We start from the raw sequence: 26516 nt of genomic DNA, 5'->3' as shown, positions 1-26516 counted from the left end.
TTTCAGGCAGGGTCTCTACCCACCCGCGGAGCAGCGCTTTCCAACACACCACACCCCTTCGCCCCCCCTCGCAGGGGGGGGGGCGAGGGTGCGGTCGCACCCTCGCCCGCCCGTCGACGCGGTGGGGCGAGGGTGCGGTCGCACCCTCGCCACGGTTCCCTCCTCACCCGGAGGCCTGGTCGCTGTCCTTCATCTCGCCCCAGCCGTGCCAGCGCTCGACCTCGATCCAGGCGCTCACGCGACCCCGGACCCGGTTCGGGTAGGGACGGCCGCCGTAGTGCGTGGAGAGGCGGTCGATGTCGGCGAGGTCCTTGGCCTCGTACGTCTCGGTCACGCGGCCGATGAGCGTGATGTGCGTGTACCAGTTGTCGCCGTCCAGGACGGTGAGGGTGACGCGGGGGTCGCGGCGCAGGTGCTTCAGCCGGACCCGGCCCTCGTCCAGGTTGATCAGGACACGGCCGTCCTCCCAGAGGTACCAGGTGGCGGCCGACACCGGTGTGCCGTCGGAGCGAAGAGTCGCCATCACACAGGGGTTGGGACGCCGGAGCAGTTCGACGGCCTCGGGCGGCAGCGGGGGCTTGGACACGAAGGGGTCCTCCTCGGGATCCTCGGGTTCAGGCGTTCTCGTCGAAGCTCGCATAGTAGGCGGCGGCCATGTCCTCGTCACCGTGCCCCTGGGCGGCGGCGCGTTCGAAGCGCTCGGCGCTCGCGGCGGCCACGTCCAGGCGGACTCCGCCCCGCTCACCGGCCTCGACGATCAGCCGGGCGTCCTTGGCGGCGGTGGAGACCGCGAACTGGGCCGGTGACAACCGGCCGTCCAGGACCATGCCCGCCTTGGCCCGCAGGTAGCCCATGTCGAGGGGGCCGCCGTCGATGGCGTCGAAGAAGCCCTGCGGGTCCACGCCGAGGGCCTTCGCGAGGGCGAGAACCTCGCCGGCCGCGTTGGTCACCGCGAGCACCCAGCTGTTGGCGACCAGCTTCAGCCGGGTCGCGCTGCCCTCGGCGCCGTCCTCGCCGGTCCACACCGTGCGGGCGCCGACCGCCTCGAAGACGGGAGTCACCGCCCCGCGGCCGTCGACCGGTCCGGCCGCGAGGACCAGCAGCTGACCGGCCTCGGCGGGCTGCCGGGTGCCGAGGACGGGCGCGTCGAAGAAGACCAGCCGGTGCTCGCGGGCGAAGGCCGCCAGCTCGGCGATCGCCTCGATGCCGACGGTGGTCGACTGCACCCAGGCGGCGCCCGGGCGGAGCCCCTCGGTGGCCTGGCGCATGACGTCCAGGGCCGCGGGGCCGTCGTACAGCATGGTCAGGACGACATCGGCGCCGCGCACGGCTTCGGCGGGGCTACCGGCGATCTCGACACCGTCGGCGGCCAGCGGCTGGGCCTTGCTCGCGCTGCGGTTCCAGGCGCGGACGGTGTGTCCGGCGCGGGCGAGGTTGCGGGCCATCGCGGCACCCATGATGCCGGTGCCCAGGACGCTCACGGTGAGCTTGTCGGTCATGACGTCAACTCCATGCGGGGATACGGATGTCTGTCAGGAACCGAGCTTGCCGGAAGCGGCGCGGATCGGCCCGTCCAGCCACGCCTGGCGGCCGTCGAGCCTCGGGTTCGGATGCTCCTGGGCCGACGCGGCGGCGGGCTTGCGGGCTACGTCCCGGTCGCGGCCCCCTGACAGACGGTCACCGCGTGGCTGGGAGGGGTTCCACCGTGACGAATCCCTGGGTGTTCACGGCCGGGAGCGGTGCGTTCGGGCCGTAGAGGAAGCCGGCGAGGGCCGGGGTGTCGAGGAGGAAGGGGAGCTCGGTGTCCAAGTACTCGGTGCCTGCGGTCAGTTGGTCGGCGGTCGGGGTCCAGTCGACGGGCATGGTGGTGCGCAGGACTCCGGTGACCATGCGGGTGCAGGTGACGTGGAACGCGGGCTGCTCCTGGTGGGCCCGGGTGACGCGTTCGAGGGTGGTGCGGTAGGCCGGGGTGTCGTAGAAGTCGGCGAACTCCGCGACTTGCAACCGGGCCGGGTCGATCCGCGTGGTGGCCACGGCGCGGGAGATCCGGTTGGCCGTCTGGCGTACGTCGCGGTGCGCACGGGCGCGGGCGTGCCGGGGTTCGTAGCCGCGGCCGAGGTAGGTGCAGGCGACGGTGTCCGGGCCGGGGTGGGCGATGAGAAGTAGCCGTTGCCGGCGCAGATCCCGAGGAAGACGTGGTGACCGGCGTCGACGAGGCCCGCGCAGCGCTCGGAGAAGGGGGTGGCGAGGAAGCCGTCCCCGCGGCGGGCCACGGTCGAGGGTGCCCAGGTCGTCGGGATCGCCCAGTCGTCCATCGCGGGTTCCCCCGTCTTCACATCGCCCGCGCGGGCGGTGCGCCGCTGGTTCTCCGGTCGCCGCTGTCGAGAGGAGAAGCAGCCGGCGGCACCGTAGGTTCGCCGCGCACCGCACCGCATCGCACCGGCGACTAGCCGAGCGGCTTCTCCAGGATCGCCTTGCGGTGGCTGAAGGTCTCGATGGAGTAGCGGCCGTGGTAGTTGCCCATGCCGCTCTCGCCGACCCCGCCGAACGGCAGGTCGGAGACGGTGAGATGGGCGAGGGGCAGGCCGTAGCCGAGGCCACCGGAGGAGGTCTCGTCGGCGATGCGGCGCCGGGTCGTGTCGGAGTCGGTGAACACGTACAGCGCGAGGGGCTTGTCCCGGTCGTTGATGAAGTCGATGGCCTCGTCGAGGCCGGGGACGGTGACGATCGGCAGGATCGGGCCGAAGATCTCCTCCTGCATCACCGGGGACTTGGGGTCCACGTCGGCGAGGACGGTGGGCGCGATGTACTTGCTCGTGCGGTCGCTCGTGCCGCCGACGACCGTGCGGCCCGAGTCCAGCAGTCCGGTGAGCCGGTCGAAGTGCCGTTCGTTGATGATGCGGCCGTACTCGCCGGAGTCGGCGGGGTCGCTGCCGTACAGCTTCTCGACGGCGCTCGCGAGCAGCGGCTCCAGGGCGGCCGCGGTGTCCGGGTCGGTCAGGACGTAGTCGGGGGCGACGCAGGTCTGCCCGGCGTTGAGGAACTTGCCGCGGGCCAGGCGGTCGGCGACGACGGTGAGGTCGGCGTCGCTGTCGACGAACGCCGGGGACTTGCCGCCCAGTTCGAGGGTGACCGGGGTCAGGTGCTCGGCGGCGGCGCGCAGGACGACACGGCCGACCGTGCCGTTGCCGGTGTAGAAGATGTGGTCGAAGCGCTCGGCCAGCAGGGCCGTGGTCTCCGGGATGCCGCCCTCGACGACGGCGACGGCGTCCGTGTCCAGATAGGCGGGAAGCAGCCGGGCCACGGCGGCGGAGGTGGCCGGGGCCAGCTCGCTGGGCTTGGCGACCACCGCGTTGCCGGCGGCGAGGGCGCCGACCACCGGGGCGAGCAGCAGCTGAGCCGGGTAGTTCCAGGGCGCGATGACGAGGACGACGCCGAGCGGGTCGTACTGCGTCCGGGCGCTCGCGTCGGCGCCGAGGTGGGCCGGGACCGGGGCGGACTCGGGGCGCAGCCAGTCGGCGAGGTGGTCGAGGGTGTGGTCGATCTCGCGGATCGTGAAGTCGATCTCGGTGCGGAAGGCCTCGGTGGAGCTCTTGCCCAGGTCGGCGTGGAGGGCGGCGGCCAGCTCCGTGCCCTTCTCCGTGAGCATCTCGCGCAGGCGGCGCAGCTGCGTCGTACGCCATTCGACGGGCTTGGTGCGGCCGCTGCGGAAGGTGGCGCGCAGTCGGGCGACGACGTCGGCGGGCTGCTCGGGGGCGGGGTGGTTCACGGTTGCCTCGCTGGGGTGCGCGGGCCTTGCGGCCTCGTCTCGACGGTCAGATGTATATTGCAACCTTTTCCCCTCCGGGCGCATTCCAGGCCACCGCCCATACTTCTCGTGAGGGGGGTCACAGCGCGCGGCGGCGGCGTTCGAGATACGTGCGCTCCGCCGGGTTCTCGGTGAGTTCCGCGGCCTTGGCGTAGGCGTCCGCGGCTTCCTTGTCGCGTCCGAGGCGGCGCAGCAGGTCGGCCCGGACGGCGTGCAGGACGTGGTAGCCGTCGAGGTCCAGCGCGTCCACCAGGACGAGGGCCCGGGCGGGTCCCTCGGTCTCGGCCACGGCGACCGCCCGGTTCAGGGCCACGACAGGGCTCGGCGCGACCGCCATGAGCTGGTCGTACAGCCGGCGGACCTGGTCCCAGTCGGTGGGCGCGTCGCTGTGGACGGCCTGGATGGCGGCCTGGATCTGGTACGGCCCCGGTTGGTTCCGGCGCAGACACCGCCGTACGAGCGACTGGCCCTCGGCGACGAGCGCGTGGTCCCAGCGGTCGGGGTCCTGCTCGGACAGCGGTACGCGTGCGCCGTCGGCGTCGGTGCGGGTGGCCCGGCGGGACTCGATGAGCAGCATCAGTGCGAGGAGCCCGGTGACCTCGGGCTCGTCCGGCATCAGCTCGGCGAGCAGACGGCCCAGGCGTACGGCTTCGGCGCACAGTTCGGGGGTGCCGCCGTAACCCTCGTTGAAGATGAGGTAGACGACGGCGAGCACTGCCTCGATCCGGTCGGGGAGGTCGGCGTCGCGGGGGACGCGGTAGGGGATGCGGGCGTCGCGGATCTTGGCCTTGGCGCGGACGAGGCGCTGGGCCATGGTCGGTTCGGGGACCAGGAAGGCGCGGGCGATCTGCGCGGTGGTGAGGCCGCCGAGCAGACGCAGGGTGAGGGCGACCCGGGCCTGCGGGGCGAGCGCGGGGTGGCAGCAGGTGAAGACGAGGCGGAGCCGTTCGTCGCGCACGGGGCCCTCCTCGGGCGGTGCGTCGGGGGCGTGCAGCAGGGCGGCCTCGGCCTGGCGGGTCTGCCTGGTGGACTCGCGGCGCAGCCGGTCGATCGCGCGGTTGCGGGCGGTGGTGATGATCCAGCCGGCCGGACCGGGCGGCACACCCGTCTCCGGCCAGCGCCGGAGAGCCGTGGTGAAGGCGTCCTGGACCGCTTCCTCGGCGAGGTCGATGTCGCCGAGGAAGCGGACGAGGACGGCGACCGCGCGGCCGTACTCCTCGCGGAAGACGCCCTCGATGTCCGGGGTCATCAGTCCGGTCATCAGTCCTCGGACTCGTGCTGGAAGGGGCGCACCTCGATGGGCAGGGTGGTGGCCAGGGCCGCCTTGCGCCCCCACTCCAGGGCCGCGTCCAGGTCGGGTGCCTTCACGATGCACAGGCCGCCGAGCTGTTCCTTGCCCTCGGCGTAGGGCCCGTCGGTGATCAGCACGTCGCCGTCGCGGGGCCGCAGCACGGTCGAGGAGTCGGGGCTGTGCAGTCCCCCGGCGAAGACCCAGGCACCGGCCTCGCGGAGCTCCTGGTGGAAGGTGTCGAGCCGCTTGCCGATCTCGGCCAGCACCTCGGGGGCGGGCACCTCGTCCCAGCCGGGCTGCATGACGTTGAGCAGGTAGTACTGCATGTCGTTCTCCTCCTGTGAGTCTGTCTCACCTCCTACACGAACGGCAGACCCCCGGATCGACACCGCGCGCGGCGGGATCGGGAGAATCTGCCCATGACCACCGCACCGCATCCGCTCCTCGCCACGGCCCGCGCCCTCGCCGACGGCCTCCTCGCCCCGCAAGCCGCCCGGGTCGACCAGGAGGGGGTGCCCGTGGGGCACCTCGACGCGATCGGACGCTCGGGGCTTCTCGGGGTGTGCGCGCCGAGGGAGTACGGCGGTGCGGGCGCCCCGGACGCGGTGGCGCGGGAGGTCCAGGAGATCCTCGCCGGGGCGTGCTGTTCCACCTGGTTCGTGCAGACGCAGCACCACTCGCCGGTGCGGATGCTCGCGCAGTCCGCCCTGCCGGCGCGGGAGCGGCTGCTCGGGCCGCTGGCGACCGGCGAGTTGCTGGCCGGGATCGCGTTCGCGCACGTCCGCGCGTTTCCGCGGGTGCCGGTGCGGGCGACGGCCGAGCGGGGCGGCTGGCGGTTCGACGGGAGGGTGCCCTGGTACACGGGCTGGGGTCTGAACGACGTGATGCTGCTGGCCGGGGTGAGCGAGGCGGACGAAGTAGTGATCGCGTTCACGGCTGCTCGCGAGCAGCCGGGACTGCGGGCGTCGGAGCCGATGCGGCTCGCGGCGCTCACCGCGGCCCGGACGGTCTCCCTGGAACTGGACGGCCTGTGGCTGCCCGAGGACGCCGTGGTGCTGCGCACCCCGCAGGAGAAGTTCGCGCTGGTGGACCAGCCGCGCAACACCAACGCCTCCCCCGCCGTCTTCGGCGTGACCTACGCGGCGCTCCACCTCCTGGAGGAGGCCGGGGAGTCGAGGACCGCGGGTGCCCTGCGCGGCCGTCTCGACGAGGTGCGCGGGCAGGTGTACGAGCTGGCCGAGCATCCCGTCCCGTACGAGCGCGTCCCGGAACGGCTGGCGCTCAAGATGCGGTCCTACGACCTGATGCGGACCGCCACGACCGCGGCCGTGGTGGCGGGGGGCGGCCGGGCCATGGACCTCGGCGGTACGGCCCAACGGCTGTTCCGGGAGGGGATGTTCCTCCTCGTGCAGGGGCAGACGGCCGAGGTGCGGCGGGCGCATCTGGACGCGCTCGCGGAGATCTAGCCGAGGAGGACCTCGATGAGTTCGGCGGGTGCGTCCTCCTGGACGAGGTGACCGGCGCCGGGGATGAGTTCGAGGCGCGCTCCCGGGATGCGGGTCACCAGTTCGCGCCCCTTGTCCGCAGGGATCCAGGTGTCGTCCTCGCCCCAGCACACCAGCGTCGGGATCGCGATCTCGCCGTACCGGTCCTGCACCTCGTCGGTGTGGCGCTGGTCGGCCTGGGCGATCTGGCGCTAGAAGGCGGCCTGGCCGGTGTCGCCGAGCCAGGGTTCGACGAGCCGGTCGTGGACGGCGGGGTGCAGGCCGGGGCTGCTGGCCGAGCTGACGTACTCGCGGACGAGGGCCCGGTGCAGGGCGGGCGGGAGTTGGTCGAAGACCTCGGAGTGCCCGCCGACGAGCCGGAAGAACGGTGTTCCCCAGGGGGCCAGTGCGACCGGGTCGACGAGGGTGAGCGAGTGGTAGCGGGCGCCGTGCAGCAGATGGGCCCGCAGGGACACGGCACCGCCGAAGTCGTGGGCCACGACCCGGGGCCGGTCCAGGTCCCAGTGCGCCAGGAGTTCGGTGAAGACCCTGCCCTGGGCCGCCAGGGAGACGTCCTGGCCGGCGGACTTCTCCGAGGCCCCGTAGCCGGGCATGTCCCACACGAACACGTGGTGGCGGCGGGAGAGGGCGCGGGCCACGGCACGCCACACGTACGAGGAGAAGGGCGTGCCGTGCAGGAGGACGACCGGGTCACGGCCGGGGTCTCCGAGGCTGTCCCAGCGGACCTCACCGGAGCTGCTGCGGAAGGTCCTGGTCAACGTCCAGTCGCCCACGGGCTGTTCCTCTCGACGGATGCGCAGGTCGAACCCGTGAGCGTACGTCGTGACGGCCCTAGCTCGCGAACGGTACCTGTGCCGAGGGCGCGGCCCGCTCCCCGGCCGGGTGCTGCCACAGTCCCTGCGCGGCGAGGCGCGGCAGGACGCCCTCGCCGAACCAGTAGGCCTCCTCCAGGTGCGGGTAGCCGGAGAGCACGAACTCGTCGATGCCCAGGGCGTGGTACTCCTTGATCCGCTCGGCGACCTCGACGTGGCTGCCGACCAGCGCGGTGCCCGCGCCGCCGCGCACCAGGCCGATGCCGGCCCACAGGTTGGGGTGGATCTCCAGGCCGTTCCGGTCGCCGCCGCCGTGCAGGGCGAGCATCCGCTGCTGCCCCTCCGACTCGCTGCGGGCGAGCCCGGCCTGCACCGACCTGACGGTCTCCGGGTCGAAGCCGTCGAGCAGCCGGTTCGCCTCGGCCCAGGCCTGCTCGGAGGTGTCCCGGGTGATGACGTGCAGCCGGATCCCGAAGCGCAGGGTGCGGCCCTCCTTGGCCGCGAGCCCCCGGATCCAGGCGATCTTCTCGGCGACCTGCGCGGGCGGCTCGCCCCAGGTGAGGTACACGTCGACGTACTTGGCGGCGACCTCCCCGGCGATGGGCGAGGACCCGCCGAAGTACACCTCGGGCACCGGGTCGGGCACGCGCGCCAGCTTCGCGTCCTCGACGTGCAGGTGCTCGCCGTGCAGGTCGACGGTCTTGCCCTCCCACAACCTCCGCACGACGTCCAGGAATTCGCCGGTACGACGGTAGCGGGCGTCCTTGTCGAGGAAGTCCCCGTAGGCCCGCTGCTCGTGGCTCTCCCCGCCGGTGACCACGTTGAGCAGGAGCCGGCCGCCGGTCTGCCGCTGGAAGGTGGAGGCCATCTGCGCGGCGAGGGTCGGCGAGACGAAGCCGGGCCGGAAGGCGACCAGGAACTTCAGCCGCTCGGTGTTCTGGCTGACCATCGCGGTGGTGAGCCACGCGTCCTCGCACCAGGCGCCGGTGGGCGTGAGCGCCCCCATGAAGCCCAGGTCCTCGGCCGCCCGGGCGATCTGGCTCAGGTAGGCGACCGTCGGCGGCCGGTCCCGTCCGGAGACGGTGGCGGGTGTGCCGTGACCACCGCCCACGACATGACGGCTGTCGCCGTTGGTCGGCAGGAACCAGTGGAAGGTGAGGGACATGGGGGTCTCCGATCGGGAAGGTCCGCTGTTCGCTACAGGAGGCCGTGCCGGGGCGGCCTGGTGCCGCTGAGCACGTACCTGCCGATGTGCTGGATCTTCCAGCGGGCCGGGTCGTGCAGGGTGTGGGTCCGGGCGTCTCGCCAATGCCGGTGCAGGTTCAGGGAGTTGAGGGCCGATCGGGTGCCGGCCACCTCGAAGAGGGCGCTCGCCACCTCCACCGCGGCCTGGGCCGCCTGCACCTTGGCGGCGGCGACCGCGATGGACGCCTCGGCCGCCGAGTCGTCGGTGAGGTCGGCCCGGGCGGCTTCCACGGCCCGGGCGGCCTCCCGCAGCAGGGCCTCGGACGCCCTTGTCTGCAGGGCCAGTTCGCCGAAGCGTTGGATCAGCAGCGGGTCCTCGGCGGCCGTGTCGACACCGCTCTCGAACCACGGGCGGCTCTTCGTCCGGACGAACTCCGCCGCCTCAGCGAGCGCACCCCCGGCGATCCCGGTGTCGATGGCGGCGTGCAGCAACTGGGCTACGGCTCCGTGGAGTTGGGGTCCTTCGAAGGTGAGGTGGTGGGGCAGGACCCGGTCGGCGGGGACTTCGACGCCGTCGAGACGGACGGTGCCGCTGGCCGTCGTACGCTGGCCGAGACCGTCCCAGTCGTCGATCACCGTGAGGCCGGGGGCGTCCGCGGGCACGTAGGCGACGTACAGCTTGTCGTCCTCGGCGCGGGCCAGCACGGGGATCCAGTCGGCGAACAGGGCGCCGGTGGAGTAGTGCTTGACGCCGTCGAGGCGGTACGAGCCGTCCGGCTGCGGGTGCAGTCGGGTGCGGATGTCCTGGACGTGCTTGGTTCCGGCCTCGGACTGCGCGTTGCCGAGGCGGCGCCCGGCGAGCAGTTCGGCGAAGAAGAACTTCCGCTGCTCCTCGGTGCCCTGACGGTGGATCACGTTGGCGTAGACGAAATGGCTCTGCGGGATCTGGGAGAGGCTCGCGTCGGCGGAGGCGAGCAGCCGGAAGATCTCGGCGAGGGTCGTTGCGCTCACATCCGCTCCCCCGTGCTCGGCGGGGACGGTGACGGCGAGCAGCCCGGAGGCGGAGAGCCGGTCCAACTCCTCGCGGGGCAGCCTGCGTTCGGCGTCCCGGGCCGAGGCGCCGGCGCGGAACTCCGCGGCGAGCGACGCGGCGACCGCCACGGCCTCCACGTCGTCGGCGATCACGTGGGCCGGCCCGTGGGCTGTCCTGTGGCCTGTCATGGGGGATCAGCCCGCCGCCGCCAGCACCGGCCGCCGTCCCAGCGCGGTCGAGAACTCGTCCACGACCAGGGTGAGCGCCTCGGTCGCGGTGGGCGCGATGCTCAGCGTGCCGTCGTCCTGCACGCTGATCTCCTTGTCCAGGGTGAACCAGCCCTGCACGATGTGGGCCGCGCCCATGGAGCTGAGGACCGGCCGCAGCGCGTAGTCGATGGCCAGGACATGGGCGGTGGAGCCGCCGGTGGCCAGGGGCAGCACGGTCTTGCCGGCGAGGGCGTACTGCGGGAGCAGGTCCAGCAGGGCCTTGAGGACTCCGGAGTACGAGGCCTTGTAGACGGGTGTGCCGACGACGACCCCGTCGGCCCGCGCGAACAGTTCGGTGGCCGCGACGATCGCCGGATGCTGGAAGTCGGCGCCGAGCAGCGCCTCGGCGGGGATGGTGCGCACGTCGAGGGGGATCACCTCGTGGCCCTGCGCGGTCAGGCGCCGGTCGAGGTGGCGCAGCAGCCGGTTGGTGCGGGAGGAGGCGGAGGGGCTGCCGGAGACGGACAGGACGGTGGCCATGGGGTCCTCTTTCGGGGCGGGGAGGCGGGGCGCCCCCGTTCAGGAGGGGGCGCCCCGGGGAAGCGGTCAGGAGTACCAGGTGGGTTCGGGCAGTTCGCCCTCGATGACCCAGCGGCCGACCTCGCGCCGCTTGTAGGCGACGGGGTCGTGGAGGGTGTGGGTGCGCACGTTGCGCCAGAAGCGGTCGAGGCCTTCGGCGGTGGCGGTGGAGCGGGCGCCGGTCACCTCGAAGATCCGGCTGGAGATCTCCAGGGCGACGTCGGTGGCGCGGGCCTTCACGGCGGCGACCCGCACCTCGAAGTCGCCGCGGGCCTGCTCGGTGACGGCGTCGGGGTCGTCGTGCAGTTTCTGGCCCTCGGCGGCGACGGCGTCGGCGAGGGCCTCGGCCGCCCAGAGCTTCGCGGTGAGGTCGCCGTAGCTGTCGATGACGTACGGCTCGTCGACCGCGCGCTCGAAGCCGCCGTGCAGCCAGGAGCGGGACTTCTCGCGGGTGTAGGTGGCGGCCGTCTCCAGCGCGCCGCCCGCGATGCCGAGGTAGAAGTTGACGAAGACCAGCTGGATGGTGGGGACGTTGAGGGTGTTGTAGACGCGCGGCTGGAACACCTTGTCGACGTATCCGGCCGCGCTCGACCACGGGCTGCGTACGCCGTCGATGGTGACGCCACCGCTCTCGGTCAGGCGCTGGCCGATGTTGTCCCAGTCGTCGTGGAAGGTCAGGCCCGCGGAGTCGGAGGGCACGATGGCGAAGATGTGCTGATCGGTGCCTTCCAGGACGCCTTCCAGGACGGTGACGTCGGAGACCTTGCTGCCGGTGGAGAACGACTTGCGGCCGGTGTAGACGAGGTCGTCGCCGTCCTCGGTCACGACGACGTCCTTGTCGCGCGGGTTGACCGCGCCGCCGAAGAACCAGCGGTTGCTGGACGCCTCCGCCTCCACGTGCTCCCACTGCTCGCGGGTGCCGACCAGGCGGACGGCCCAGAACCACAGGTAGTGGTAGCCGAGGAGCTGGCCGATGGAGCCGTCGGCCTTGGCGATCTCGCGGACGACCCGGTACGCGGTGGGCCAGTCCTGGCCTCCGCCGCCGTGCTCGGTGGGGCCGAGGAGGGTGACGAGGCCGGCGTCCTTGAGGAGCTGCACCTCGGCGTACGGGGTGGCGCCCGCCCGGTCCCGGGCGGCGGCGTCGGTGGCGAGGACGGCGGCGACCTCGGCGGCGCGGGCGATCCAGCCCTGCGCGGTCTCGGGGGCGGGGCGGTGCTGCCAGTCGGTGTTCGTGACGGTGCTCATCTCGGTGACCTCCTCAGACCTGGGCGGGGGTGGACTCGGGAAGCTGGGCCTCCAGCTCACGCACGAGCGGCAGTACGCGCTTGCCGAAGTACTCGACCTCCTCGTGGTAGTGCAGGAAGCCCAGCAGGAGGAGGTCGACTCCGAGGTTCTTGTAGGCGACGATCCGCTCGGCGATCTGCTCCGGCGTGCCGATGAGGCCGGTGCGGAAGCCGTCGTTGTACTGGACGAGGTCCTCGAAGGTGGAGTCCTGCCACATGCCCTTCTTGTCGCCGGTGGACTGTCCGGCCTGCTTCACGGCGGCACCGAATCCCTCGACGGCCTCGCTGTCGGCCTTGGCGACGATCTCGCGGAGGGTGTCGCGGGCCTCGGCCTCGGTGTCCCGGGCGATGAGGAAGCCGTTGAGGCCGAACTTCGGTGCGGTGCGCCCGACTTCGGCGGCGGCCTTGCGGACGTCGGTGAGCTGCTCGACCACCCCGTCGAAGTCCTTGCCGTTGGAGAAGTACCAGTCGGAGACCCGGCCGGCCATCTGACGTGCGGCGGTGGAGTTGCCGCCCTGGAAGATCTCCGGGTGCGGCCGCTCCTCGGTGTTGAGGGGCTTCGGCTTCAGGGAGAAGTCACGCAACCGGTAGAAGTCACCGGCGAGTTCGGCGTGGTCCTCCGTCCAGATCTTCCGCAGGGCGGTGATGAACTCCTCGGAGCGGCGGTAGCGCTCGTCGTGCTCCAGCCAGGGCTCGCCGAGGGCGGTGAACTCGCCCTTGAACCAGCCCGACACGACGTTCACGGCGAAGCGGCCCTTGGAGAGGTGGTCGGCGGTGGCGCCGAGCTTGGCGAGGACGCCGGGGTGCCACAGCCCGGGGTGAACGGCGGCGATGACCTTCAGGCGCTGGGTGGCGAGCAGCAGGGCGAGGCTGAAGCTGGTCGACTCGTGCTGGTACTCGGCGCCGTAGCTGGCCATGTAGCGGACCTGGCTGAGGGCGTACTCGAAGCCGTTGTTCTCGGCGAGGACGGCGAGTTCGCGGTTGTAGTCGTAGCCCCAGTCGGTGCGCTGCTCGATCTTGCTGGTGACGAGTCCCCCGCTGACATTGGGGACCCAGTAGGCGAATTTCACGGGCGCGGCAGGCATGCGTGACTCCTGTTGCGGAATGTTTTCGGGCACGCCGAATTCAAGGGGTGCGCGAGCGCACGGAATTCAGGCGTGGAAACTCTCGAAAGAGCTCTCGCTGGAACTCTCGAAAGAGGGGGAGGCGCGGCGGATCGGAGGGAGGTTGATCAGGCCGCGGCGCAACAGGAGGCGCTGGAGACGCGCGCGAGGTCGACATGGCGTCGCCGCGTGAGGTCCAGTCGCATCTTCATGCCGTCGATCGTGACAGCCGGTGGCGAGAGGCGTCAAGGAAAACCCGACCGGTCTCGTATCGCGGACCATTGAATTTCACGAACGTGTGACAGGGAAACCCTTGAACCGGGCGGGAAATGGCCCGCATTCTTCGGGGCATGCGGACGGAACAACTGGAATACATCGCCGCGGTGACCCGGCTCGGCTCACTGCGCCGGGCGGCGGAGGAACTGCGCCTGTCGCAGCCCGCGCTGAGCGAGACCGTGCGGAACCTTGAGCGCGAGCTCGGGGTGGACCTGCTGGAGCGCAAGCGGTCCGGGGCGACGATGAGCGCGGAGGGCCGGGAGCTGCTGCCGCACATCGTCGGCGTGCTGGAGGCGGTGGACCGGCTGCGGTCGGCGGCGGGGGAACAGCACCGCATCAGCCGTATGGTCCGCGTCGGCACGGTGAACGCGGCGACCGTGCCGCTGCTCATCCCGGCGGTCGAGGACTTCCGGGCCGCGCATCCGGTCACCCAGGTCGAGGTGGTCGGCGCCCAGCAGAGCGACATCCACCGGGCCCTGTCGGAGGGCGGATTCGATCTCGGGCTGGTCAATCATCTCGACGGCGACGACACCCCGGCCGGCTTCGAGTCGACACAGCTCCTGCACGGGCGGCCGGTGGTGTGCCTGCGCCCGGACAGTCCGCTGGCCGCGCGGACGTGTGTACCGGTGGACGATCTGCTCTCCCAGCCGTTGATCGCCATGCGCACCGGCTATGTCATGCACCGCTTCGTGCACCGGCTGCTGGACGGGCGTGACGCGTCCTTCGCGTACTCCACCGACGGGGCGGAGATGGGAAAGCTGATGGTGGCAGAGGGGCTGGGGGTGACTGTGCTTCCCGACTTCAGCGTGGTCGGGGATCCGCTGGAACGCCAGGGCACGGTCACCCACCGGCCGATCGAGGGCGACACGACCCGGGTGCTGCTGATGCTTCAGCGCCGCAGGGCCGAGTCCGTGCCGCGGGCGGCGCGGGACCTGCACGAGGTGTTCGTGCGCCGGGCCCGGCAGCTGGGCGGGACGCTGACCCTCTGAGGCCGGGTTTCAGTCCTCGTCGCGGCTCGGGACGACCACGAGGAACGCGTCGGACTGGATGTCCATCACCACGGTCGCAGGTTCACCCTGCGCACGCCTTTGCGCCGCGTACTCCTCTGCCGGCCACGATCCGCGCGGAGCTCCTGCAGGGAACCGCTCCAACACCTTCGCGCTCATAGCGGCAGACACCTCCAACATCGCTGACGAACCGTCTCGTACCAGTCCGCTTGCCCGGGATTCCGGCGCACATGTGCACGCCCCGGTGTTTTCCCTCCGGTCGCCTGGCCCGCTCCCGCATCCGAACGAGGTCCGGCGGGGGAAGTGATCACAGGGGGCGACAGGAAGGGCCGGCAAGCGATGCACGAGGACGACACGCGCGAGGGACCGCGCTGTCTGGTGACCGGTGCGACGGGATACATCGGCGGGCGTCTGGTTCCCGAGCTGCTCGACGCGGGGTACCGCGTACGGTGTCTGGCCCGTTCCCCCGACCGGCTGCGCGACCATCCCTGGGCCGGCCGGGCCGAGGTGGTGCGCGGTGACGTGACGGACGCCGCGTCCGTGGCCCGGGCCCTGGACGGGGTGGACGTGGCGTACTACCTGGTGCACGCGATGAGTTCCGGCAGCCATTTCGAGGACACCGACCGCAAGGCTGCCCGGATCTTCGCCGAGCAGGCCCGGATGGCGGGCGTGCGGCGGATCGTGCACCTCAGCGGCCTCACCCCGGCGGGGGTGCCCGAGGACGAGCTCTCCCCACACCTGCGTTCCCGCGCCGAGGTGGCCCGCATCCTGCTGGACTCCGGGGTCCCGACCACGGTCCTGCGGGCGGCCGTCGTCATCGGCTCGGGCTCGGCCTCCTTCGAGATGCTGCGGTACCTGACCGAACGCCTTCCCGTGATGATCACCCCGAGCTGGGTGCACACCCGCATCCAGCCGGTGGCGGTCCGCGATGTGCTGCGGGCCCTCGTCGGCAGCGCCCGTATGCCGTCGGACGTGAGCCGGGCCTTCGACCTCGGCGGGCCGGAGGTCCTCACCTACCGGCAGATGATGCTCAGATACGCGGCCGTCGCCGGGCTCCCCCGCAGGATCATCCTCCCGGTGCCGGTGCTCACCCCCGGGCTGTCCAGTCACTGGGTGGGCCTGGTGACGCCGGTGCCCGCCTCGATCGCCCGGCCGCTCACCGAGTCGCTGCGGCACGAGGTGGTCTGCCACGAGCACGACATCGCCCGCCACCTCGCCGGCCCGCCCGCCCCTGCGATCGGCTTCGACGACGCCGTACGACTGGCTCTGCAAAGGGTGCGGGAGGCGCGCGTCACCACCCGGTGGTCGTCGGCGTCCGTGCCAGGAGCCCCGAGCGATCCGCTGCCCACCGATCCCGACTGGGCCGGCGGAAGCCTCTACCGCGACGACCGGGAGTTGCGGGTCGACGCCCCGTCCGAGGCGCTGTGGCGGGTCGTCGAGGGCATCGGCGGTGAGAACGGCTGGTACTCCTTCCCCCTGGCGTGGGCGGTACGGGGCCTGCTGGACCGGCTGGTGGGCGGGGTCGGACTGCGCCGGGGGCGCCGGGACGCGGCACGGCTGCGGGTCGGCGACTCGCTGGACTTCTGGCGGGTGGAGGCCATCGAGCCCGGCCGGCTGCTGCGGCTGCGGGCCGAGATGCGGCTGCCGGGCCTTGCCTGGCTGGAGATGGGAGTCACGACCGGCGAGGACGGCGGCACCCGCTACCGGCAGCGTGCCCTGTTCCATCCGCACGGTCTGCTCGGCCACGCCTACTGGTGGAGCGTCTCGCCCTTCCACGCGGTCGTCTTCGGCGGCATGGCCCGCAACATCGCCCGGACCGCGGCGGTTTCGGCGGCCCGCGATCCGAAGCACGTCCCGGCCCCCTGACCTCCCGGCTCCCTTCCGCACCCCCGGAGTACGCACCATGAGCATCTCGGTCGTCCTGTTCACCTGCGACCTGCGTCTGCACGACCACCCTCCCCTCACGGCGGCGCTCGACGGCACCGAGCGGGTCGTCCCGCTCTTCGTGCGGGACCGGGCCGTGGACGCCGCCGGATTCGCCGCGCCCAACCGGCTGGCGTTCCTCGCCGACTGTCTGCGCGACCTCGACGCCGGTCTGCGCGAGCGGGGCGGCCGGCTGGTCGTGCGCTCCGGTGACCTCCTCGACCAGGTGCGCAAGGTCGCCGCCGAGGCGGACGCCGACGAGGTGCACATGGCGTCCGACGTCAGCGCGCACGCCCACCGGCGGGAGGAGCGGCTGCGCCGGGTCCTGGAGGCGGAGGGCGTGCGGCTGCACGTCCACGACACGGTGACCACGGCCGTCGCCCCCGGTGTGGTGGTCCCGGCCGTCTCGGACCACTTCGCCGTCTTCACGCCCTACTTCCGGCGCTGGTCCCAGGAGCGGCTGCGGGACCCGCTCACCGCCCCGCGGACCGTGCGGGTCCCCGACGGCGTGGTATCCGAACCGCTGCCGTCCCGGGACGGCCTGACCGGGCTCTCGGAAGGCCTCGCCGAGGGCGGTGAGACGCAGGGCCGCAAGCGGCTCGCCACCTGGCTGCGGGTCGGGCTCGCCGGGTACGAGGACCGTCACGAGGACCTGGCCGGCGACGCGACCTCCCGGCTCTCCCCGCACCTCCACTTCGGCACCCTCTCCCCCGTGGAGCTCGTCCACCGGGCGCGCCGGGCGGGCGGTCCGGGCGCGGAAGCCTTCGTACGGCAGCTCGCCTGGCGCGACTTCCACCGGCAGGTGCTCGCGGCCCGCCCTGCCGCGGCCGCCGCCGACTACCGCACGCAGCACGACAGTTGGCGCTCCGAGCGGACCGCCGGGGACGACATCGCGGCGTGGAAGGAGGGCCGCACCGGCTACCCGGTCGTCGACGCCGCGATGCGCCAGCTGCGACACGAAGGGTGGATGCACAACCGTGGCCGCCTGCTGACCGCGAGCTTCCTCACCAAGACGCTGTACGTGGACTGGCGGATCGGTGCCCGGCACTTCCTGGACCTGCTGGTGGACGGGGACCTCGCCAACAACCAGCTCAACTGGCAGTGGATGGCGGGCACGGGCACCGACACCCGCCCCAACCGGGTCCTCAACCCGGTCGCCCAGGCCAAGCGGTACGACCCGGACGGCACGTACGTCCGCCGCTGGGTGCCCGAACTGGCCGCACTGGCGGGGCCGTTGGTGCACGAGCCGTGGAAACTGCGAGGTCTGGACCGCGCCGCGCCGGACTACCCGGATCCGATCGTGGACCTGTCCGAGGGACTGGCCCGCTTCAAGCGGGCGCGCGGCCGAGACTGAGGCCGACGGGGCGCCGGAGACGGCCTGCACGCCACTGAGGTCAGCCGGATGTCGGAGGCGCTTCGGCCGTGTACAGGCGGGCCAGGGCGTCAAGGGCGTCCTCGAAGGCCGTCGGCCGCAGCATTCCCGGGGCGGAGCGGCCGAGCCAGCCGGACCCGCCCAGCATCACCACCGGCCTTCTGCGGGCGCCCTTCACCCCCCACTGGGCGTCGGCGATGTGCCGGGCCAGCGGCAGGCTCGCCGTGGAGCGGGCCTGCGCCCACAGGACGACGGCCGCCGGGCCGAGCCGGTCCACCGCGGCAGTCAGCGCCTCCGCGGGTACGGCGGCCCCCAACATCCTGGTGGGCACGCCCAGTTCACCCAGGCCGGCGTTGAGTGCCTCCAGTGCCAGTGTGTGCTGCTCACCGGGGACGCAGGCCAGCACGACCGGCCCGGGGCCGAGCGGGTCGCCCTGTCGGGCCGGGGGACGGGTGCGGCGGCGCAGCGCGGTGGACATGTGCCAGGACAGCAGGTGCTCGACCTCGACGTAACGGTCCCCGGACGAGGCCCACTTGCGGCCCACCGCGTGCAGCGTGGGCACCATCACCTCCTGCCAGGCGACGGCGAGGCCGTGGATCTCGACCGCCGCGGTCAACTGCTCCTCCACGGCGGGCGCGTCCAGGCGTACGGCTGCGCGGGCGAGACCACGGCACTCCTGGCGCACATCGCCCAGGGGGAGCGGGCCGGCCGCCCGGGACCGTGCGCCGGCCGCGGGATCCGGTGTCCTCGGCGCGACCGCGCCGCCGCCTTGCTCCTTGGCCGCGCGGGCCGCCTCGGCGGGCGGCACACCCGCGGCGGTGAGCCGGCACATCGCCTCCAGCACGGCGACGTCCCGCGGCGTCCAGCGGCGGTGCCTGCCGTCGGTGCGGACGACAGGGCCGATGCCGTAGCGGCGGTCCCAGGAGCGCAGCGTGGTGGGCGACACCCCCAGCCGCCGGGCGAGGGCACCTGTGGTGAGGCTGGTCCCACTCATGGAGCGACTATACGACGCAGAACCGACGCAAGTCCCTGACCTTGCTCAGCCACCGCACCGGCCGCGATCGGGCGCCAGAAGTCGAAGGAGACGAATCATGGCCTACCTCTCACACAGCCGAGGTGACATCGCGAACCACCCCGACGCTCCGGAAATGCGGGAACGCCAGGCCCGCATGCTCGGTCTGCTGGCGCTCGGATTCACCCAGCCCCCTGAGCGCATGTACGGCCTCAGCTGGGCCTGCTCCTGGGGCTGATGTGCACCGTCACGGCGGCGAAGAGCGCCCCCAGGCCGTAGCGGATCCCTCGGCACAGGAGACGGCACTCACCCCAGGCAGGCGCCGAGTTCACGCCGGTGACCCGCCACCCACTCCATCGCGGCCCGCACCTCGTCCACGGCTCCCTGCTCGCGCAGCCGGATCATGGCCCGCTCTCCCCGGAACGCGCCCGCCTCGATCCCCCGCAGGCACCGGTCCTGCCACCACAGCACCCTGTCCAGCAACCCGTCCCGCCGGTCGAGGCCGTAGGCATCACAGATCAGCCGGATACGGCGGGCGGTCTCCCCTACCTCCGCCACGTCCGGCCCCAGGTCGAGGTACTGCCAGCACACGTGGGCGAGGTCGTGCATCCGCTCGCCCGGAGCGGCAAGGTCCCAGTCGATGAACGCGGCGGGCCGCCCCGCGGCGTACACGGTGTTCTTCGGTGCGAGGTCGTTGTGGCAGACGACGTCACGGTCCCCGGCGAGCGCTGTCCCGTGGGTCAGGTCATGGAAGACGCGGACGAGTCGGGCAACCTCCGCGAGGGCCTCGTCGGTTCGGACCGCGGCGCGCTCGCGCGGGCTCACGGCGGCCCGCCCCTCGATATGACCGAAGGTCTCCCGGCCGAGTTCGTCGACGCCGAGGAACCGCGGCGCCCCCGGCCAGCCCGCCCTCTCGAACAGGGCGAGCAACTCCCGCACGAAGCAAGACCGTTCGGACGGCGGGCGCCGCACGGTGTCCCCGACCCGGACGACCAGGTTGACCGCGCCGCCGCCGAGCACCGACTCCTCCATCTCCGGCCGCCTCCCCGGGCATCGCACCCCTTTGGTGCGCTTTCCAAGGCTACGGCGTCCAGTGTCGCGCCGAGGGACGGAAGGGGCGAACGGGTCACTGCTCGACGATGGGCGCACGGTGATCGACATCGCGGCCGAGGTAGCAGCCCGGCCGGGATCAACTGACGTTCAGTGCCGTGTCGTCGATGACGAACGACGTCTGGAGCGTGGAGCCCTCCGTGCCGGTGAACTTGAGGGTGACGTTCTGGCCCGCGTAGGCCGCCAGGTTGAAACTGCGCTGGGTGTAGCCGGAGGCCGCGTTGAGGTTCGAGTACGTGGCCAGGGTGCTCAGTACCGTGCCCGAGTTGTTGAGGACCTGCACCTTGAGGGTGTCGTAGGCGGTGCTGGTGGAGGTCTCGGCGGTGTCGACGTGCAGGTAGAAGCTGAGCGTGGCCGTGGTGCACGCGGAGGGGACGGTCACCGACTGGGACAGGGTGTCGGTGCGCGCGGAGCCGTAGCCGTCGAGCCAGGCGTAGTAGGAGCCGGTGCGGGCGGACTCGCTGCCGGAGTTGGTGATCACACCGCTGCTCGCGGTCCAGGTCGAACTGCCCGACTCGAAGCCGTTGTTGCCCAGAAGCTGTGCCGACGTGCAGGTGGAACCGCCGCCGCCGTCCCCGCCGCCGCTGCCGCTTCCGCTCCCGCCGGACAGCCACTCGGTGGCGTTGAGGGCGAGGGCCGCGTTGGTGGCGCCGGAGTCGTTCCAGCCGTCGTAGAGGGTGTTGCCGGACTGGCCGGTGCCGTCGTCGATGGGTGAGCTGTCGCCCCAGAAGGCGACGCGTCCGCTGCCGAAGGTGCTCGTCGCGAAGAAGGCACCGGTGTTGCCGGAGTAACCGGTGCGGTAGAGCAGGCCCTTGACGTTCGCGTTGTCGGCGGGCTTGAGGGTGGCCGTGGTGCCGCTGGCGATGAGGCTCTTGGTGACCGTGCCGAAGGAGCCGTGCAGGACGGGGTTGCTGCTGTCGCTGATGGCCGACGGATAGTCGGAGCTGATGCTCAGGGAGTCGATGGAGAAGCCGAACGGGTCGGTGGAGTCGACGCTGTTGTTGCTCATCAGGTCGTTGAGGATCTCGAGCGCGTCCTCGCCGTCGTTGTTGCGGTCGGCGCCGGTGTGGTCGGAGATCATGAACAGCCCGCCGCCGTTCTTCACGAAGGTCATGATCGCCGTCTTCTCGGCGGTCGTGAACAGCGTGTTGGGTTCGGGCAGCACCAGGGTGTCGAAGTTCGACAGGTCGGTGGCGGAGGAGCCGCCGTAGGTGAGGGCGCTCGTCGCGGTCTTGAGGCTGTAGTCGCCGGTCTTCTGCAGGGCGACGCCCCAGGAGGAGAGGGCGCCGGTCCAGTCGGTCTCGGCGGAGGGCGAGGAGTCCTGCCCGAGGGGGTCGGGCTGGCTGGTGGAGACGATCCAGTCCGCGTTTCCGGCCGTCTCGGCGTGGGCGTTGTCGAAGAGGATCCGGTGCGGGGTGGCAGCGGCGGCGGGGGTGGCCTGTACGGCGACACCTGCGGCGAGGAGGGTGACTCCGGCGAGGACCGCGCCGAGTCTGTGGCGGGGAAGGGTGAGTCCGGGCATCCGGCATACCTCCGTGAGGAGTTGGGGAAGGGAGATGCGGGACGGGAACTACGCGCATAGACACACGATCGATTTGGACCGTACATGACATCCAAGGGGCTGCACAGAACCGTCCGGCGCTCCTGCCGAGGATTGACCGGGTGTTGACCGACGGTTGGGACACCACCTGACTGCCGACGCCGCCGGCGGGCATCCGGAGGGCATCGTTGCTCATCGGAAAAGGGGCGGAGATGGAAGTCAGCGGCATCATCAGTGCCATCGTGATCGGCATCGTCATCGGTGTCCTGGGCCGGCTCGTGGTGCCCGGCCGTCAGCGCATCGGAATTCTGTTGACCATCCTCGTCGGCATCGTGGCCGCACTGATCGGCTCGGCGATCGCCGCGGCCTTCGGCGTGGCCGACACCAACGGCGTCGACTGGGTCGAGTGGCTCATCCAGATCGCCCTCGCCGCGCTCGGAGTGGCGGCGCTGGACCGGTCGAAGGCGCGCCGCTGACGGCCTCACGGGACGAAGCAAGCGCCCCAGCACGTGCGAGAGTGCGGCGCGCCGGAGCCTCCGGCGCGCCGCCGTGCGTGTGGGTCCCCCGGCGGCAAATCCTGTTGCGGACGCCGGGGCCCGACGGCAGGCTTCAAGCGCCCGCCGCCCCTCCCTCGTGACGGAGACCCGCTTGTCCTTCGACATCATCCCGCTCGCCGATCCCCGGCCCACCCCCGCCAGTCGCCGTCTCGCCTGGCTGGCCGCCGGGGACGACGGTGTGCCGCTCGGGTCCGCCTTCCTGCGGCTGTGCACCAAGGAGGGGCAGGAGCACCTCGCCGAACTGCAGCTCGCGGTGCACGGCGCCGAGCGGCGGCAGGGCATCGGAACCCGGCTTCTGCAGGCCACCGTGGAAGCGGCGAAGGCGGAGCGACGGCGGTCGGTCGTCGCCCAGGCCGTACAGGGCTCCCCCGCCGATCTGTTCCTGCCCGCACGGGGCTTCAGGCAGGTCCTGGCGCTCACGTACGCCCGGCTCACGCTGGCCGACGTCGATCGTGCCGCGATCGACGCGCTCCTCGAACTGCCCCACCCCGGCTACCGATTGATCGAGTGGGAGGGCACCGTGCCCGACGCGCTGGCGCGGTCGTTCGCCGACTCGCGGCGGGCGATGGACGACATGCCGATGGAGGGCGCCGACTTCGGCAGGGTCGTCTGGGACGTGGAGCGCGTGGTCGCGGCCGCGGAGGCCGTCGCGCGGCGCGGCGAGCTGCTGCACACCGTCGCCGTCGTGGACGCGGCGGACGGAAGCGTGGTCGGGTTCTCCGAACTGGTCGTGCCCGGCGACGGGTTGGGCGACGGTCAGCACTACGGCACCGCTGTGCTCCCCGAACACCGCGGGCATGGCCTCGCCCGCTGGATGAAAGCGGCGGCCGTCCGCCACACCCTCGAACGGCACCCGGCGCTGTCCGGGCTGTGCACCGACACCGCGGACAGCAACAAGCCGATGCTCGCCGTCAACGACTCCCTCGGATACCTGCCGACCCACCGGGCCGTGGAGTACCAGCTCGACCTGTGATCACCGGATCGTGGCGGCCCGCAGTGCGGCCAGGCCCTCGCGGCCGGAGGGGTACACCGGCGTCCACCCCAGTTCCCGCTCGGCCTTGCGCGCCGAGACCCGCATGCTCGTCGAGAACATGGTGTGCGCGTACGACATCGGCCTGGTCAGCCACCGGGGCACGGACATCGGCTTCGGCAGCCCGAACTCCTCGGCCACGGACAGCAGATGGGCGCGGAAGCCCATGGGCGTGCGGTCCGCGATGTTGTACGCCTGTCCGGGGCGCCCGTGTTCGACCGCGGCGGCCACCGCGCGGGCGGCGTCGGTGAGTTCCACCCAGGGCAGGACCCGGCCGTGGTCGGCGGGGGCGGGCAGGCTGCGCCTGCGCAGCAGGGGCAGGAGGGCTTCGGTGCCGCCGGGGCCGTAGAAGAGGCCGAAGCGGAGTGCGATGCCCTCCAACCCGGCTGCCCCGAAAGTGAGTTCCTCCTTGGTGCGCATACCGGCGAGGTGCCGCTCCAGCTCCGGGTCGGTGCCGCGCGGGCCGAATTCGTCGTCCTCGGTGATCAGATGGTCGCCGAAGTCGCCGTAGCCGTATCCGAAGACCATCGACTCGGTGACGAAGCGGCGTGCTCCGGTGGCCCGGGCCGCCTCGATCAGGTGGGCGGTGCCCTGGATGCGCAGGGCGTCGGTGGCGTACATGTCGCGGTGGCGCATGGGCGCCTTGCGCAGGGCGGTCGCAGCGTGCACCACCGTGTCGAAGTGCTGTCCGTCCACCGCGCGCAGCAGGGCGTCGCGGTCCATGAGGTCGGCGCGGACGCCGTTGCCCGCGCTCCGGCCGAGTCCGGTGACCTTGTGACCCGCGTCGGTCAGGGCCCTGGCGATGTGGCGGCCGAGGACCCCGCTCGCCCCTGCGAGAAGGATGCTCTGGCTCTGGTTCGTCGTCATACCGGTGCGACGGATCGGGCGGGGCCGGATGTGACATCCCGGCCGCCGCCGGGCACTACGGCTGGTACACGTGCGGCTGCGTGATCGTCAGCGGGGTGAACCCGAGGCGTTCGAGGATGGGGCGGCTCGTGGCCATCGCGTCGACCTGGAGGTAGCGGTAGCCACGCTCCACGGCGGCGCGGGCGCGGTGGGCGACCAGGGCGCGGTAGATGCCGCGGCCGCGCCAGCCCTCCACGGTGCCGCCGCCCCACAGGCCGGCAAAACGGGTGCCGGGCACCAGCTCCATGCGGGCCGCGCTGACCGGCTCGTCACCGGCGAGCGCGACGGTCGCGATCACGGTGTCGGGGTCGTCCCGGAGCCGGGCCAGCAACTGGTGCCGCAGCCGGGAGCTGTCGGTGCCGAAGGCCTTCTCGTGCACGTCCGCCACGAGATCGACGCCCGCCCGGTCGGTGACCGGGAGGAAGCGGATCCCCTCGGGCGGTTCCGCGTCCAGGACGAGATCGGCGACCTCGGCGATCATCAGCGTCTCCTCTGGCTCGGGGGTGAACCCGGCCGCCCTGAGCCGCTCTCCCAGATCCACGGGCAGGTCGTGCCCGTACAGCTTCCACTCGAACTCCAGGCCGAGCCCGGTGTAGTACGCGATCTGCTCGGCGATCGCCTTGTCGACACTCGCCTCGTCCAGGTCGGACCAGACCACGCCGTTCCAGCCGTGCTCGGCGGCGACCTGGCGAACCACCCTGCCGACCCGCTCGACACGGGCACCGGGACCGTCCGGTTGGGCGCCTTCGCGCATGTTCCGGTCGAAGAGGGCGAGTACCGCAACATGATCCATGTGCCCACTTCATCACCCGGAGGCCCACGCGGCAATGGCGTTTAAGGCCGCACGTCCGCCGCGCGCACCGACGCCAGGTAGGCGCTGAGCCGGTCACGGTTGCGGGCCAGGCAGTCGATCCGGGCCTGGATGCGGTCGACGTGGGCCTCCAGGAGGGCGGCCGTCTCCGGTGTCAGGTGCTCGGGCGGCAGCAGGATCTCCTCCGGTCCCGACAGATACGGCAGGATCGTGCGGATCATCTCCGTGGTCAGGCCGGAGTCCAGCAGCCCGCGGATCTGCTGGACGTCCCGGACCGCCGCCTCGCCGAAAGCGCGGTAGCCGTTGTCGGCCCGCTCGGGGTGGAGCAAATCCTGTTCCTCGTAGTAGCGCAGCAGTCTGGTGGGGACTCCCGTACGGCGGGACAGTTCACCGATCCTCATGACGCGCTCCCGGGTCGCCCTTGCCTTCACACTGATGTGAAGGTCCGAGCATGGTCGCATGTCCACCATCTCCCCGGCCAAGGGCACGGCCCTGCCCGCGTCCGCTCCGCTGCCGTGGTCCGGGCTCCTCGCCCTGTCCACGGCCGCCTTCACCGCGGTGCTGACCGAGCTGCTGCCCGCGGGACTGCTGCCCCGCATGGCCCCGGCTCTGGGTGTCCCGGAGGCCCGGATCGGCTTCCTCGTCACCGGGTACGCGGCCGCGTCCTTCGCCGCCGCGATCCCGCTGACCGCACTGCTGCGCGGGCTGCCGCGCCGACGGGTGCTCGTCGGGGCGCTGCTCTGCTTCGCGGTGAGCAACGCGGTCGTGGCGCTGTCCTCGTCGTACCCCCTGACGTTCGCCGCCCGGCTGGTGGCCGGGTGCGCGGGCGGAACACTGTGGGCGATGCTCGCCGGGTACGCGGCACGGATGGTGCCGGCCGCGCGGCGCGGCCGGGCCATCGCGATCGTGCTCGCCGGGATCACTCTCGCTCTGTCCCTGGGCGTCCCGGCCGGCACGGCGCTGGCCGGGGCGGTGGGCTGGCGCACGGCGTTCGGGCTGCTGTCCGGGCTCGCGGTGCTGCTGGTGGGCTGGGTGCGGTGGCGGGTGCCCGGTTTCCCCGGCGAGGCGCGGCACACGCGCGTGCCACTGGTCCGGGTCGCCGCGCTGCCGGGCGTCCCGGCCGTCCTGTCCGTCACGCTGTTCCTCCTGGTGGGGCACCAGGTGATGTACACGTACGTCGCCCCGTTCGCGGCGCACGCCGGCTTCGGCCGTACGGGAGTGGTCCTGCTGGTGTTCGGGGCGGCGACGGTGGCGGGCATCTGGCTCACCGGGCTGCTGGTGGACCGGCATCCGCGGCCGACGCTCCTCGGGGCGCTGGGGCTGTGCGCGGCCGTGATGCTGGTGCTGGGGCTCGCCGCCGGGGTGCCGGGTGTACTGCTGGTCTCGGTTGCCGCGTGGGGCGTCGCCTTCGGGGGCGCGCCGACGCTGATCCAGACGGCGCTGGTCGACGCCTCGGGCCCGGAGCGCGCGGACGCGGCCACGTCGTTGCAGACCACGGTGTACAACGCCGGGATCGCGATGGGTTCGCTGACCGGCGGAATGGTCTTGGAGGGCCTGGGTGCGGGCGCCCTGCCCTGGACGGCTCTGCCGCTGGTGCTGGTCGCGCTCGGGGTGGTCGCCGTGGGCCGGCGAAACGCGTTTCCGCCGAAGCGGCGATGATCCTAGGCTCATGTCATGGTCGTGAAGGACATAGAACTGCCGTATCTGCGCCGCTGCGTCGAGCTGGCCGCCGAGGCGCTGGAGGCCGGGGACGAACCGTTCGGATCGGTCCTGGTGAGCGCCGCCGGTGAGATCCTGGCCGAGGACCACAACCGCGTGGCCTCCGGTGACCGCACCCGGCACCCCGAGTTCGAGCTGGCCCGCTGGTCGGCGGCGCACCTGACCCCCGGGGAGCGGGCTGCGGCCACCGTGTACACCTCCGGCGAGCACTGCCCTATGTGCGCCGCCGCGCACGCCTGGGTCGGCCTCGGGCGCATCGTGTACGTCGCCTCGTCCGCACAACTCGCCGAGTGGCTGGGCGAGTTGGGCGTGCCGGCGCCACCGGTGCGGACCCTGCCGGTCAACGAGGTGGCCCCTCAGGTGGTCGTCGAGGGCCCGGTGCCCGAGCTGACGGAGCGTGTACGGCTCCTGCACCGCCGGTTCCACCAGGGCTGACGCAGCGAGC

The 26516-nt window shown here is 72.1% G+C and carries 28 protein-coding genes and 1 pseudogene; 9 read left to right on the top strand and 20 right to left on the bottom strand.

The genetic code is table 11. From position 1 onward, the window contains the following. Positions 1-163: 163 nt before the first annotated feature. The 6 genes from ACZ39I_RS20065 to ACZ39I_RS20040 form a co-directional block, all read right to left on the bottom strand. Positions 164-586 carry a PPOX class F420-dependent oxidoreductase gene (locus ACZ39I_RS20065; protein WP_467245685.1) on the bottom strand — a complete coding sequence of 141 codons (423 nt, stop codon included), beginning with the start codon at positions 584-586 and terminating at the stop codon, positions 164-166. Between the two features lie 28 nt (positions 587-614). Next, on the bottom strand, positions 615-1499 hold the full coding sequence (locus tag ACZ39I_RS20060) for an NAD(P)-dependent oxidoreductase (protein ID WP_467245684.1): 885 nt from the start codon (positions 1497-1499) through the stop codon (positions 615-617). 178 nt (positions 1500-1677) lie between these two features. Further along, positions 1678-2430 carry a tRNA-dependent cyclodipeptide synthase gene (locus ACZ39I_RS20055; RefSeq protein WP_467245683.1) on the bottom strand — a complete coding sequence of 251 codons (753 nt, stop codon included), beginning with the start codon at positions 2428-2430 and terminating at the stop codon, positions 1678-1680. 16 nt (positions 2431-2446) lie between these two features. Beyond that, positions 2447-3769, bottom strand: coding sequence for an aldehyde dehydrogenase family protein (locus ACZ39I_RS20050; RefSeq protein WP_467245682.1), 1323 nt, complete (start codon positions 3767-3769; stop codon positions 2447-2449). Between the two features lie 118 nt (positions 3770-3887). Beyond that, on the bottom strand, positions 3888-5057 hold the full coding sequence (locus ACZ39I_RS20045; protein WP_467245713.1) for an RNA polymerase sigma factor: 1170 nt from the start codon (positions 5055-5057) through the stop codon (positions 3888-3890). Between the two features lie 11 nt (positions 5058-5068). Then, positions 5069-5425: a YciI family protein gene (locus tag ACZ39I_RS20040; protein ID WP_352386024.1), complete on the bottom strand. Its 357-nt coding sequence runs from the start codon at positions 5423-5425 to the stop codon at positions 5069-5071. 93 nt (positions 5426-5518) lie between these two features. Between ACZ39I_RS20040 and ACZ39I_RS20035 the strand changes: the two genes are divergently transcribed. Then, entirely contained in the window at positions 5519-6565 is a 1047-nt protein-coding gene (locus ACZ39I_RS20035) for an acyl-CoA dehydrogenase family protein (protein ID WP_467245681.1), read from the top strand. On the opposite strand, the pseudogene ACZ39I_RS20030 reads toward ACZ39I_RS20035, so the two are convergent. The 7 genes and pseudogenes from ACZ39I_RS20030 to ACZ39I_RS20000 all read right to left on the bottom strand — a co-directional run bounded on the left by ACZ39I_RS20030 (position 6562) and on the right by ACZ39I_RS20000 (position 13014). Beyond that, a pseudogene (locus tag ACZ39I_RS20030) lies at positions 6562-7377 on the bottom strand (alpha/beta fold hydrolase). The gene ACZ39I_RS20035 and the pseudogene ACZ39I_RS20030 overlap by 4 nt on opposite strands. A 58-nt stretch (positions 7378-7435) precedes the next feature. After that, positions 7436-8581, bottom strand: coding sequence for an LLM class flavin-dependent oxidoreductase (locus ACZ39I_RS20025; protein WP_467245680.1), 1146 nt, complete (start codon positions 8579-8581; stop codon positions 7436-7438). Between the two features lie 32 nt (positions 8582-8613). Continuing rightward, positions 8614-9822, bottom strand: a complete 1209-nt coding sequence (locus ACZ39I_RS20020; RefSeq protein WP_467245679.1) for an SfnB family sulfur acquisition oxidoreductase — start codon at positions 9820-9822, stop codon at positions 8614-8616. 6 nt (positions 9823-9828) lie between these two features. Further along, complete coding sequence (gene ssuE / locus ACZ39I_RS20015; RefSeq protein ID WP_467245678.1) at positions 9829-10383, bottom strand: NADPH-dependent FMN reductase; 555 nt, start codon at positions 10381-10383, stop codon at positions 9829-9831. A gap of 66 nt (positions 10384-10449) precedes the next feature. Beyond that, on the bottom strand, positions 10450-11667 hold the full coding sequence (locus ACZ39I_RS20010; RefSeq protein WP_467245677.1) for an acyl-CoA dehydrogenase family protein: 1218 nt from the start codon (positions 11665-11667) through the stop codon (positions 10450-10452). Between the two features lie 13 nt (positions 11668-11680). Further along, positions 11681-12790, bottom strand: a complete 1110-nt coding sequence (gene sfnG / locus ACZ39I_RS20005) for a dimethylsulfone monooxygenase SfnG (RefSeq protein WP_467245676.1) — start codon at positions 12788-12790, stop codon at positions 11681-11683. A 146-nt stretch (positions 12791-12936) separates the two neighbouring features. Further along, positions 12937-13014 (bottom strand): putative leader peptide, encoded by a 78-nt coding sequence (locus tag ACZ39I_RS20000; RefSeq protein WP_350786652.1) that lies wholly within the window; start codon positions 13012-13014, stop codon positions 12937-12939. 144 nt (positions 13015-13158) lie between these two features. On the opposite strand from ACZ39I_RS20000, the gene ACZ39I_RS19995 reads away from it, so the two are divergent. Further along, positions 13159-14073 carry a LysR family transcriptional regulator gene (locus tag ACZ39I_RS19995; RefSeq protein WP_467245675.1) on the top strand — a complete coding sequence of 305 codons (915 nt, stop codon included), beginning with the start codon at positions 13159-13161 and terminating at the stop codon, positions 14071-14073. Between the two features lie 9 nt (positions 14074-14082). On the opposite strand, the gene ACZ39I_RS19990 is transcribed toward ACZ39I_RS19995, so the two are convergent. Continuing rightward, on the bottom strand, positions 14083-14271 hold the full coding sequence (locus ACZ39I_RS19990; protein ID WP_352386039.1) for a hypothetical protein: 189 nt from the start codon (positions 14269-14271) through the stop codon (positions 14083-14085). Between the two features lie 159 nt (positions 14272-14430). On the opposite strand from ACZ39I_RS19990, the gene ACZ39I_RS19985 reads away from it, so the two are divergent. Together ACZ39I_RS19985 and ACZ39I_RS19980 are read left to right on the top strand one after the other, a co-directional pair. Beyond that, entirely contained in the window at positions 14431-15957 is a 1527-nt protein-coding gene (locus ACZ39I_RS19985; protein ID WP_467245674.1) for an SDR family oxidoreductase, read from the top strand. Between the two features lie 37 nt (positions 15958-15994). Beyond that, entirely contained in the window at positions 15995-17368 is a 1374-nt protein-coding gene (locus ACZ39I_RS19980; RefSeq protein ID WP_467245672.1) for a cryptochrome/photolyase family protein, read from the top strand. A gap of 40 nt (positions 17369-17408) precedes the next feature. On the opposite strand, the gene ACZ39I_RS19975 is transcribed toward ACZ39I_RS19980, so the two are convergent. After that, a complete protein-coding gene (locus tag ACZ39I_RS19975; RefSeq protein WP_467245671.1) occupies positions 17409-18380 on the bottom strand; it encodes a MerR family transcriptional regulator in 972 nt (323 codons plus the stop codon). A gap of 97 nt (positions 18381-18477) precedes the next feature. On the opposite strand from ACZ39I_RS19975, the gene ACZ39I_RS19970 reads away from it, so the two are divergent. Continuing rightward, positions 18478-18636, top strand: a complete 159-nt coding sequence (locus tag ACZ39I_RS19970; RefSeq protein ID WP_467245715.1) for a hypothetical protein — start codon at positions 18478-18480, stop codon at positions 18634-18636. A gap of 68 nt (positions 18637-18704) precedes the next feature. Here the strand turns inward: ACZ39I_RS19970 and ACZ39I_RS19965 are convergent, their stop codons facing one another. Together ACZ39I_RS19965 and ACZ39I_RS19960 are read right to left on the bottom strand one after the other, a co-directional pair. After that, positions 18705-19430, bottom strand: coding sequence for a phosphotransferase family protein (locus tag ACZ39I_RS19965; protein ID WP_467245669.1), 726 nt, complete (start codon positions 19428-19430; stop codon positions 18705-18707). A 157-nt stretch (positions 19431-19587) separates the two neighbouring features. After that, on the bottom strand, positions 19588-21030 hold the full coding sequence (locus ACZ39I_RS19960) for a hydrolase (protein ID WP_467245667.1): 1443 nt from the start codon (positions 21028-21030) through the stop codon (positions 19588-19590). Positions 21031-21260: 230 nt separating this feature from the next. Here ACZ39I_RS19960 and ACZ39I_RS19955 point away from each other — a divergent pair, with 230 nt between their 5' ends. Together ACZ39I_RS19955 and ACZ39I_RS19950 are read left to right on the top strand one after the other, a co-directional pair. Next, entirely contained in the window at positions 21261-21524 is a 264-nt protein-coding gene (locus tag ACZ39I_RS19955; RefSeq protein WP_352386050.1) for a GlsB/YeaQ/YmgE family stress response membrane protein, read from the top strand. A 172-nt stretch (positions 21525-21696) separates the two neighbouring features. Next, entirely contained in the window at positions 21697-22578 is an 882-nt protein-coding gene (locus tag ACZ39I_RS19950) for a GNAT family N-acetyltransferase (RefSeq protein WP_467245666.1), read from the top strand. Here the strand turns inward: ACZ39I_RS19950 and ACZ39I_RS19945 are convergent, their stop codons facing one another. The 3 genes from ACZ39I_RS19945 to ACZ39I_RS19935 are packed head-to-tail and all read right to left on the bottom strand — an operon-like array spanning position 22579 to position 24753. Further along, the gene (locus ACZ39I_RS19945; protein WP_467245665.1) at positions 22579-23502 is read right to left on the bottom strand and encodes an NAD-dependent epimerase/dehydratase family protein; all 924 of its coding nucleotides are present in this window, start codon (positions 23500-23502) and stop codon (positions 22579-22581) included. Between the two features lie 55 nt (positions 23503-23557). After that, positions 23558-24334 (bottom strand): GNAT family N-acetyltransferase, encoded by a 777-nt coding sequence (locus ACZ39I_RS19940; RefSeq protein WP_467245664.1) that lies wholly within the window; start codon positions 24332-24334, stop codon positions 23558-23560. 41 nt (positions 24335-24375) lie between these two features. Beyond that, positions 24376-24753, bottom strand: coding sequence for a MerR family transcriptional regulator (locus ACZ39I_RS19935; protein WP_451475404.1), 378 nt, complete (start codon positions 24751-24753; stop codon positions 24376-24378). Between the two features lie 58 nt (positions 24754-24811). Here ACZ39I_RS19935 and ACZ39I_RS19930 point away from each other — a divergent pair, with 58 nt between their 5' ends. Both ACZ39I_RS19930 and ACZ39I_RS19925 read left to right on the top strand, forming a co-directional pair. After that, positions 24812-26011 (top strand): MFS transporter, encoded by a 1200-nt coding sequence (locus ACZ39I_RS19930; protein WP_467245663.1) that lies wholly within the window; start codon positions 24812-24814, stop codon positions 26009-26011. 15 nt (positions 26012-26026) lie between these two features. Continuing rightward, positions 26027-26506 carry a nucleoside deaminase gene (locus ACZ39I_RS19925; protein ID WP_467245662.1) on the top strand — a complete coding sequence of 160 codons (480 nt, stop codon included), beginning with the start codon at positions 26027-26029 and terminating at the stop codon, positions 26504-26506. Positions 26507-26516: the final 10 nt, after the last annotated feature.

This window comes from Streptomyces sp. NPDC024687 (assembly GCF_055559055.1).
This window is presented reverse-complemented; position numbering and strand designations above follow the sequence as displayed.